12 protein-coding genes are annotated in these 8,896 nt (G+C 66.4%); 5 read left to right on the top strand and 7 right to left on the bottom strand.

Features of this window, described 5'->3' with window-relative positions; translation table 11 throughout:
* From B141_RS0118875 to B141_RS0118840, 7 genes are all read right to left on the bottom strand, one after another.
* Window positions 1-416 (bottom strand): GTP-binding protein (locus tag B141_RS0118875; protein ID WP_040421673.1); only part of this gene is annotated, 416 nt, incomplete at its 3' end.
* A gap of 148 nt (window positions 417-564) precedes the next feature.
* Window positions 565-1,767: a D-mannonate dehydratase ManD gene (gene manD, locus B141_RS0118870; protein WP_020576748.1), complete on the bottom strand. Its 1,203-nt coding sequence runs from the start codon at window positions 1,765-1,767 to the stop codon at window positions 565-567.
* A gap of 37 nt (window positions 1,768-1,804) precedes the next feature.
* Window positions 1,805-2,632 carry a phytanoyl-CoA dioxygenase family protein gene (locus B141_RS0118865; protein ID WP_020576747.1) on the bottom strand — a complete coding sequence of 276 codons (828 nt, stop codon included), beginning with the start codon at window positions 2,630-2,632 and terminating at the stop codon, window positions 1,805-1,807.
* A 468-nt stretch (window positions 2,633-3,100) separates the two neighbouring features.
* Window positions 3,101-3,565: a VOC family protein gene (locus tag B141_RS41465; protein ID WP_202805831.1), complete on the bottom strand. Its 465-nt coding sequence runs from the start codon at window positions 3,563-3,565 to the stop codon at window positions 3,101-3,103.
* Between the two features lie 46 nt (window positions 3,566-3,611).
* On the bottom strand, window positions 3,612-3,869 hold the full coding sequence (locus B141_RS45835; protein WP_020576744.1) for a DoxX family protein: 258 nt from the start codon (window positions 3,867-3,869) through the stop codon (window positions 3,612-3,614).
* Entirely contained in the window at window positions 3,866-4,513 is a 648-nt protein-coding gene (locus B141_RS45830) for a DoxX family protein (RefSeq protein WP_020576743.1), read from the bottom strand. Before B141_RS45830 ends, B141_RS45835 begins: the two co-directional genes overlap by 4 nt.
* Window positions 4,510-4,965 carry a DoxX family protein gene (locus B141_RS0118840; RefSeq protein WP_020576742.1) on the bottom strand — a complete coding sequence of 152 codons (456 nt, stop codon included), beginning with the start codon at window positions 4,963-4,965 and terminating at the stop codon, window positions 4,510-4,512. The genes B141_RS45830 and B141_RS0118840 overlap by 4 nt, the downstream gene beginning before the upstream one ends.
* 150 nt (window positions 4,966-5,115) lie before the next feature.
* On the opposite strand from B141_RS0118840, the gene B141_RS0118835 reads away from it, so the two are divergent.
* From B141_RS0118835 to B141_RS0118815, 5 genes are all read left to right on the top strand, one after another.
* On the top strand, window positions 5,116-5,994 hold the full coding sequence (locus tag B141_RS0118835) for a sigma-70 family RNA polymerase sigma factor (RefSeq protein ID WP_020576741.1): 879 nt from the start codon (window positions 5,116-5,118) through the stop codon (window positions 5,992-5,994).
* Window positions 5,995-6,255: 261 nt separating this feature from the next.
* Window positions 6,256-6,798, top strand: coding sequence for a helix-turn-helix domain-containing protein (locus B141_RS0118830; RefSeq protein ID WP_020576740.1), 543 nt, complete (start codon window positions 6,256-6,258; stop codon window positions 6,796-6,798).
* 3 nt (window positions 6,799-6,801) lie between these two features.
* Window positions 6,802-7,164, top strand: coding sequence for a hypothetical protein (locus B141_RS0118825; protein WP_020576739.1), 363 nt, complete (start codon window positions 6,802-6,804; stop codon window positions 7,162-7,164).
* Complete coding sequence (locus B141_RS0118820; RefSeq protein WP_020576738.1) at window positions 7,161-8,054, top strand: ABC transporter ATP-binding protein; 894 nt, start codon at window positions 7,161-7,163, stop codon at window positions 8,052-8,054. The genes B141_RS0118825 and B141_RS0118820 overlap by 4 nt, the downstream gene beginning before the upstream one ends.
* On the top strand, window positions 8,051-8,848 hold the full coding sequence (locus tag B141_RS0118815) for an ABC transporter permease (protein WP_020576737.1): 798 nt from the start codon (window positions 8,051-8,053) through the stop codon (window positions 8,846-8,848). Before B141_RS0118820 ends, B141_RS0118815 begins: the two co-directional genes overlap by 4 nt.
* Window positions 8,849-8,896 lie beyond the last annotated feature (48 nt).

Below are 8,896 nucleotides of genomic sequence, written 5' to 3'. Positions count from 1 at the left end.
CGCTCATCATCCGCGCCGCCGCGGTCGATCTTGTTCACGAAGATCAGTGTGGGGATGTTGAGCCGCTGGAGCGTGCGCATCAGGACGCGGGTCTGCGCCTGTACGCCTTCTACGGCGGAAATGACGAGGACGGCGCCGTCGAGCACGCTCAACACCCGCTCCACCTCGGCGATGAAGTCGGGGTGGCCGGGCGTGTCGATCAGGTTGACCGTGACGTCGTTGATGACGAACGACACCACGGCGGACTTGATCGTGATGCCGCGCTGGCGTTCCAGAGCGAGCGAATCGGTCTGGGTGCTGCCGTCGTCGACGCTGCCGATCTCGTCGATGACACCGGCCCCGAAGAGCAGCCGCTCGGTCAGGCTGGTCTTACCGGCGTCGACATGTGCCAAAATTCCAAGGTTCAACGTTTTCACTGAGCGCCATGTCCTCGAGATAAAGGGGAATTCCTCTCTGGATGGACATGGGTGCTCGCATTTCCGTCTCCCTTGGTCGCTCAGCTGCCGCCGGGGAGTACACCAGAGGGCCACCCCGGCGGGCAACCGATTTGTCGCGGAACGGTCGTCACCAACTGCTGGCTGTGCCGTCGACCTTCCGGCTCACCGGCAGGTAGGCGCGGTCGTACGGGTAGCGCGCCGCGAGCTTCTCGTCGATGTCGACACCGAGACCGGGCGCCTCCCCCGGGTGGAGGTAACCGTCAGAGAAGGACCAGGCATGCGGGAAGACCTCCGGCGTCTCCTCCGCGTGATGGGCGTACTCCTGGATTCCGACGTTGTGCGTCGCGAGCCCGAAGTGCAGGGCCGCTGCCATGGTCACGGGGGAGAGGTCCGCGGCGCCGTGACAGCCGGTCTTGACGTGGTACGGCTCGGCGAAGTGCGCGACCTTACGCAGTTGCGTGATACCGCCCGCATGGACGACGCTCGCGCGGATGTAGTCGATCAGCTGTTCACGGATCAGCTGGTGGCAGTCGTACAGCGAGTTGAACACCTCACCGACCGCGAGCGGTGTCGTCGTGTGCTGGCGGATCAGCCGGAAGCTCTCCTGGAGTTCGGCGGGCACGGCGTCCTCGAGCCAGAACAGCTGGTAGTCCTCGAGCCGCTTGCCCAGCCACCCCGCCTCGATCGGGGTCAGCCGATGGTGCGCGTCGTGGAGGAGATGGACGTCGAACCCGACCGCATCCCGCACGGCGGCGAAGAGTTCGGGCACGAAGCGGAGGTACTTCTCGGTCGCCCAGCCTTCCTCGACGAACGGCAGGTCCGGCTGCTGACCATCCATACCGCGCGGCGTGCCGTACATGTTGTCGATGCCGGGCGCGACGCACTGGACCCGGATCGCGCGGTAGCCCTCCTCGCGCAGGCGCCGCACCTGTTCGATGGTGTCGGCGATCGAGCGGCCGGAGGCGTGGACGTAACAGAGGACCCCGCGCCGCGAACGGCCACCGAGGAGGTTGTAGACCGGCGTGTCGAGGACCTTGCCCTTGATGTCCCACAACGCCATGTCGACCGCCGCGATCGCCGCCATCGTAACCGGGCCGCGCCGCCAGTAGGCCCCCTTGTAGAGGTACTGCCAGGTGTCTTCGATGTCCGCCGGATCACGACCCTCGAGGAGGGGAACGACATGCTCGGTCAGGTAGCTCGCGACGGCGAGTTCGCGGCCGTTGAGGGTGGCGTCACCGATGCCATGGACTCCGGCGTCCGTCTCGATCTTGAGCGTGACGAAGTTGCGGCCGGGCGAGGTCACGATGACGCGGGCGTTCGAGATCTTCACGTACTCAGCCCTCCTGGGGCATCAGGGGTCACCAGGGTCACCAGGGGTCGACGCCGAGGAGCTTTCGGCCGAGCGGGCCGACGGCGGCGAGCTGGCGTTCGTTGTACGCCGTCGCCGGGCGTTTCCCGGCGCCGTGCGGGTGGTCCTCCCTGACGTAGCGGAGGAACTGCGCCACCCGTGGAGTCGAGTGCCGGTTGTGGGAGGCCCCGTGCGGCATCAGGTGGTGGAGGAGTGCGAAGTCGCCCGCTTCTCCGGTGACCTCGACACTCTTCAGATGCGTGATCCGCTTCCAGTCGTCGTGGAGGTGCCGCCCCTGTGGGTGCGCCTTCGCCTCCTCGGCGACGATCCGGTGCCCACCGGGTACGACATGGATGCCGCCACCCTCCGGCAGGACGTCGTTGAAATAGAAGCAGCCGCCGAGTTGGACTTCCTCGAGTGTCAGGAGGAAGTTGTCAACGTCCCGCGGCACCGATGCGTCGATGTGCAGGGTCTGGCTCAGGGCACTGTCGCGGTGGACGTCGTTGCGCAGCGTGACCCCGAGCGAGCCGTCGAACGACCGCAGCCGCGGTGACCGCAGCAGTTGTGCCGCGACGTGGTAGAGCTTCTCGTTGGCCCACAGAGGCAGGAGTTCGGGGGTGTCCCAGGTCTGGTTGTCGGCGCTCACCATGGGCTTGATCCGGCCGTCGGCGGCGTGCCAGTGCTCGGGAATGATGAGGTTGCGGGGGACAAGATCAAGGATCAGGTCCCGGTAGTACGCCGCCTCGTCCCGCGACAGGACGCCGCGTACGAGTAGGTATCCCTGCTCCCAGAACTCCTCGACCTCGGAGTCTGTCAGGACCTGCGGTGTTTCCAAGGTGGTCGTCACGATGACTCCCTCGCCGGCGGGTGGAATTCCTCGCTCCACCGTAGGAACGCCGGCTCGCGGAGCGCAGGTGTTCTTGCCAGGTTCGGCCAGCCTTCAAACCCAGCCGGCTTCGTATCCACTCTGCGACGGCCGCCGCGGTGACGTCGGGACTGGTGTTGTCCGTGGTGTCGAGGGGCGAGATGCGGTCCCGTATCCAGGCCGCGAACTTCTGTTGCTCGGCTGAGGTGCTCCCAGGACCGGTACAGATCCGCTTACGCCTGGTCCGTCTCCAAGACCTGATCGAAGGACTGGCTACCGACGATCAGCCGTCGGGGCGGGTCCGGCAGTGCGGCCAGCTCCATCCTCGTCCTCAGGCAGCAGGTCGTCGGTAATCCACAACACCGGCTCAGTCGGCGGCGGAGCACCGAACGGTGTGGGTTCTGGCGTGATCAGGCGGCCACTCAGGCCTTTGGGGCACTTCGAACGCGGTCATGGGCGGTCATGGTCGTGCTGATCCCGACGCACCGCAACCCAGCTCGACCTGGTGTCCTGTGCCGGTAGTTCGACGTGGGTCAGCTTGGAGGTGGTGACCTTCCACAAGTGGCCGTCGGGGTCGGCGAAGTAGCCGAAGTAGCCGCCCCACTGCGCGGCCTGTGGCTTTCGGACCACGCTACCCCCGGCGGCCTCGGCTTTGGCGATGATCTGGTCCACCGTCTCGGGGGTGTCGGTGATGAAGTGGAAGGAGACGCCGCGGAATCCAGATCCCTCCGGTGAGACCCCCGCGTCGTGTGCTGCGGCGGTCCACTCGTAGAGCGCCAGCGACGATAAGCCCCCGCGCAGGCTGAGTGAGACGAAGTTCGGATGGTCCTTCTCGACCGTGGTCGCCAGGCTGGCGGTGTAGAACGTCTTGGCCCGGGCCAGATCGCGGACTCCGAGCATGATGGTGCTGATCATCGGTGGCATCGCATTCTCCGTTGTGTTGGTGTTTGACTGGGGGCTATTACCCGATCCGGTGTGCGGCCGAGGCGTGCTCACTGGTGTCTGTCTGCTGGATTGCGTCGGGGGATTGGTGCCTGCCCGGGTGCGGATACAGGTTGCCGAGGACCCGGTTGCTGGGCCGTAGCGCCCAGGAGGTGAGTGTGCAGAGGGTGAACAGGAAGGTGTAGCCGACGTGGTACCACTCGGAGCCGGATGCCAGGTGGGAAATGACCGCACCGGAGAAGTTGAAGAACGCGCCGGCGTAGGCCCATTCCTTCAACCGGGTGAATCTCGGCGGGAGTATGGCCGGGCACACAGGACCTTCCAAGATCCGATGATGAGCAGGAAATATGCGGGGTAGCCGAGGGCCTGCATGCCGACCAGGGTTTCCGGGCGTTGGGTCAGGTCGGCCACGCTGCCGCTCAGCAACGCGCCAGTGAAGCTCAGGGTGGTCACCCAGAAAAGGATCGTGGTGAACGTGTTCTGTGCTGGGGTGAACGGTAGCCAGGCGAGCGATGCGGCGTGTGGCGCAGGGTCACGGCGGTTCACCGGTCGCAGCGCCCAGGAGATCATCGTTACGGTGGCGAAGCCGAGCGGGCCGGTGCCCGTCTCGATATCGCCGGTGGAGAAATGGGAGGCCGCAGCTCCGGTGTAGACGAAGATCTCGCCCGCGTAGACCCATTCCTTGAGCCGGGGAAGGCGTGGCAGGACCAGCACCACCGCGCCGGGTATCTTCCACAGGCCCAAGACGACAGCGACATAGGGCGGGTAGCTCAGCTGCTGTTCCAGGACGTCGCGGACGTAGTCGATCCGCAGGAGGTCCCAGAAGCCACCCACGAACGACTCGGCCGCGATGATCAGGGTGGCGGTCCAGTACACGATGGTGCGGCTGCGCGGGTTGATGGAATCGATGGCGCGAATCATCGGGTGCTGTGCTCCATGCCTCGTGCGCGTGTCGGCGCGGCGCTGCTGTCCCGCTGGGGGTGTATGAGGTCTTTCCAGTCGGCCGGCCAGTTCGCCAGGGCGACCATGATCGTGATCACCAGGTGGATGGGGGCCGAGACCTCTTCGTACAGGGCCGCGTCATCGATGAGGTGCGTGGTGACCGCGGCGGTGAGGAGGAAGACCAGTCCCGCGGCACCGATGAATCTGAACCGTTTGGATGGGATGACCAGCAAGAGTGCACAGATCAACTCGATGGCGCCAGCGACGAATCTGAACCAGGCGGGAAACCCCCACTCAACGAACTTCACCGAGTACGCCGGGCCAAAGAACGTCGGGCCGGGCCAGAACTTGGTGACGAAGCCGACGACGAATTCTGCGGCCAGGACCCAGTAGAAGGCTGTGCGCAGCCAAGACGGGATACGTGCGGACATGATGCTTCCTCCGATGGGGAACAGGTACGCGCCAGCCGCATGAACGGCATCACGGGCGTGCCGCCCGGCGTGGTCGTCCTGCTGCTGGTCACACCCGCGACGTTTCGCGAGTCATAGGCAATGACTGGCCGCGACGGAGGAATGTGACCGATGAACGAGCACGATTTGCTGACCGACCGGTTCGAGGAGCATCGCGGGCATCTGCGTGCGGTGGCCTACCAGATCCTCGGCTCCGCGGCCGAGGCCGACGATGCCGTCCAGGAAGCCTGGCTCAGGCTCAACCGGTCCTACACCAGCGAGGTGGAGAACCTGCGCGGGTGGCTCACCACCATCGTCGCCCGTGTGGCGCTGACCATGCTGCGCTCACGCACCGCCCGGAGCGAAGATCCATTGGACGTGCCCGTGCTGCAACCAGCCCAACGCAGCGACGACACAGACGTCGATCCCGAGCACCACGCGATCTTGTCCGACTCGGTGGGCCTCGCACTGCTGGTGGTGCTGGACACGTTGGCTCCCAACGAGCGCCTGGCCTTCGTGCTGCACGACATCTTCGCCGTGCCGTTCGAGGAGATCGCTCCCATCGTCGACCGGACGCCCGCCGCAGCCAGAAAACTCGCCAGCCGAGCCCGACGCCGCATCCGGGGCGCGGCACCGCCCCCCGGCACCGACCTGGCCCGACAGCGGGAGATCGTCCGTGCCTTTCTCTCCGCTTCACGGCGCGGCGACTTCAACGCGTTGCTCGATCTGCTGCACCCAGACGCCGTGCTCCGCGCCAACCACGCCGCCATCGGTATGGGCGCCCCTGGGCTGGTCCACGGCGCCTCGGCGGTCGCCGACACCCTCTCCGGCCGCGCCCTCCACGCACGCCTGGCACTGATCGACGGGGTCCCCGGCGCATTGTGGGCACAGGCCTGCCGACCACGCGTGGCCTTCGCCTTCACGATCTCCGCAGGCAAAATCACCGAGATCAATCTGATCGCGAACTCCGAGCACCTCCACACGCTCGATCTGGTGATGCTCAACGACTGATAGGTCCCACTAGCCTCGGGGACATTGCGGTCGTCTTGGCTGACCTGCGGAGCCGTAGGTCAGCTCGTCGGCTCTCTGCGGCGGGGATCCAGGAGCTCCTTCCCGGCAGCCTGCGGCGGCCAGGGCGTCCAACTGCATTTGGTGATCTTGCGCGCGTCCGGAGACGCACCTGGGTAGTCGGCCTGGTGCCATCACCTGATCGTCGATGGCTCCGCGTGATCAAGATGCGTTCTCATTATCAATAATGATAACGTCTGCGTTGTGAGTACTCCGAAAGAACGCCGGGCTGACGTGGCGCTTCATCCCGTACGCATCCGGATCCTGGTCGCGGTCGCCGGCGGTCGCCGTACGGCAACCGAGTTGGCGGGCCAGCTGGCCGACGTACCACAGGCCACGCTGTACCGGCACATCGCGACTCTCGCCAATGCGGGCCTGCTGGACGTGGCGGAGGAGCGCAAGGTCGGGGGCGCGACGGAGCGGGTGTACGTGGTGCCGGAAGGCGGGGTGACGCCCACCGCCGAAACCTTGGCCTCGGCGTCCCGTGAGGAGCACGCGCGGTACTTCACCGCGTTCATGAGCAGCTTGCTGGCGGAGTTCTCGCGCTACCTCGCCAGGGAGCACATCGACCTGATGGCCGACGGCGTTGGCTACCAGCAGGTGGTGCTGCATCTGGATGACGAGGAGTTCATCCGCTTCGCGCAGGGCTTCGCCGAGCTGGTGCAACCCCTTCTCGCACATGAGCCAGGAGAGGACCGGACACCCCGGCTGCTGGCGACGACTCTCCTCCCCTTGACGAAAGGATGACACGTGGCAACGGTCATGGTCGCTGACGGCTTGATCACCATCGAGTTCGGTCCGTGGGAGCGGTTGTTCGCCGGGCGCGCCCGGCACACCATCCCCTTGACGGCAGTTCGAAGGGTGGCCGCCACGGATCGGCCGCTGCGCGTCCCGCGCGGAGCGAGAAGAGGGCTGACCGTGTCGGGCCACACCAAGATCGGTGTGTGGGGCCTCTACGGCGGTCCACGGCAGCTGGTCTCGGTCAACCGCAATCTCCCCGGGTTACACCTGCTGCTGGACCGCGCGAGCTCCGGCGGCGAATTCGACGAAGTCGTCGTCTCGGTCTCCAACGTCGATCACCTCGTTCAGGTCATCGGGGCTGTGGTCGTGTGAGCGGCATCGAGGTACGCAATCTGACCAAGAGGTACGGCCCGGTCACCGCTGTCGACGACCTCAGCTTCACTGTCAGACCGGGGGCGATCACGGCTTTCCTCGGCCCGAATGGTGCCGGCAAGACGACGACCATGCGGATGATGATCGATCATGTCGCGCCCACGTCCGGCAGCGTGACCATCGGAGGGCGTCGTTACCGGGACATCCTGCGCCCGACCACCGTGGTGGGGGCGGTCTTCGACGCCGCCTCCTTCCACCCGTTCCACTCGGCCAGAGACCACCTGGGGATCTACGCCGCGATGGGCGGATACCCCAGCGGCCGGGTCGACGAACTTCTCGAGCTTCTGGGTCTGGCTGAGGCCGCAGGACGCAGGACAGGCGGCTTCTCCACCGGCATGCGGCAGCGGCTCAACCTGGCCACCGCTCTGCTGGGCGATCCCCGCGTCCTGCTGCTGGATGAGCCCAGCAACGGTCTGGATCCAGAGGGCATGGCCTGGCTGCGTTCGTTCCTGCGCGATCTCGCCGATGCCGGCCGCACCATCCTGATCTCGAGCCACGTGCTCAGCGAGGTGCAGCAGGTCGCCGACGACGTCGTGGTCATCAGGGAGGGGCGGTTGCTGGCCGCCGGGTCCCTGCGCGATCTCTCCAGTACGTCGCAAGCTGTACTGGTACGCACTCCCGACGCCACCGAACTCGGTCAGATCCTGGCCCCCGCTGCCTACCTGGTGGAAGCGAATGGTCCGCAGGAACTGCGAGTCCGCGGGCTCGACCCATCTCGGATCGCCGACCTGGCGGCTGCTCGCGGGCTGCGCATCCACGGACTGACCGCCGAACACCCCAGCCTCGAACAGCTCTTCCTTGACCTGACCGGCGAACGGACGCGCCCATGAAGCCTCTGATCCATGCGGAGTTCCGCAGGTTGCTCGCGACCCGGATGTGGCTGGCGACCCTGTTCGTGGCCGCCCTCCTCGGTGGCGGCCTGATCGGCCTGCTCGCCATCGTGGGGCCGGAGAACTTCCAGCCCCCGATGCCGGGGCTCCACACCGAAGCTGGAGTACGAGCTGTTCTCGGCTTTCTCGGCTTCACCGCCTTCATCCCCGCCGCGATCGGCACCCTGGCCGTGACCTCCGAGTACAGGTACCGGACCGTCAATTTCACGTTTCTGTTCGCGCCCAACCGCTGGCGGGTGCTGGCCGCCAAACTGATCACCTATGGGTTGGCGGGCATGGTCTACGGGCTCGTCCTGTCCGGCACCTCCGCTCTGGCGCTGTTCGGTGCCGCCGCGGCCCGTGGTGTCAACCTGGGCCTGCCTGCCGGGACCATCGTCGAGCTGCTCGCGCGCCTGGCGGTCGCCATGGTCGCCTACACAGTGCTCGGGGTGGGCATAGGCGCGCTGATCCGCCACCAGGTCGCGGCGTTGTGTGTGGTGATTGGCTACCTGTATGGCGGGGAGCTGCTGCTCCTGACGATCCCGGGCGTGCGCAGCCTGTATCCGTGGCTACCCGGCGGCGCGACCGCGGCGCTGACCGACTTCACCGCCGTGGCCGACGCCTTGGCCCAGCAGCTGTCCAGTGACCCAGTCCGGCTGGTGTCTCCTCTGGCCGGGGCGCTGATTCTCTTCGGATACACGGTGCTGGCGAGTACGGTCGCCCTACTCAAGCCGATGCGCCGCGACGTCGTCTGACCCATTCCCCGCGGTTCTCCGGCGCTGCGGGCGCATGCCAGCAGGCTA

The sequence above is a fragment of the Actinopolymorpha alba DSM 45243 genome, from assembly GCF_000373925.1.
Taxonomy (GTDB): Bacteria; Actinomycetota; Actinomycetes; order Propionibacteriales; family Actinopolymorphaceae; genus Actinopolymorpha; species Actinopolymorpha alba.
The sequence above is the reverse complement of the archived record's forward strand: the minus strand, read 5'-3'. Positions and strand labels throughout refer to the sequence as shown.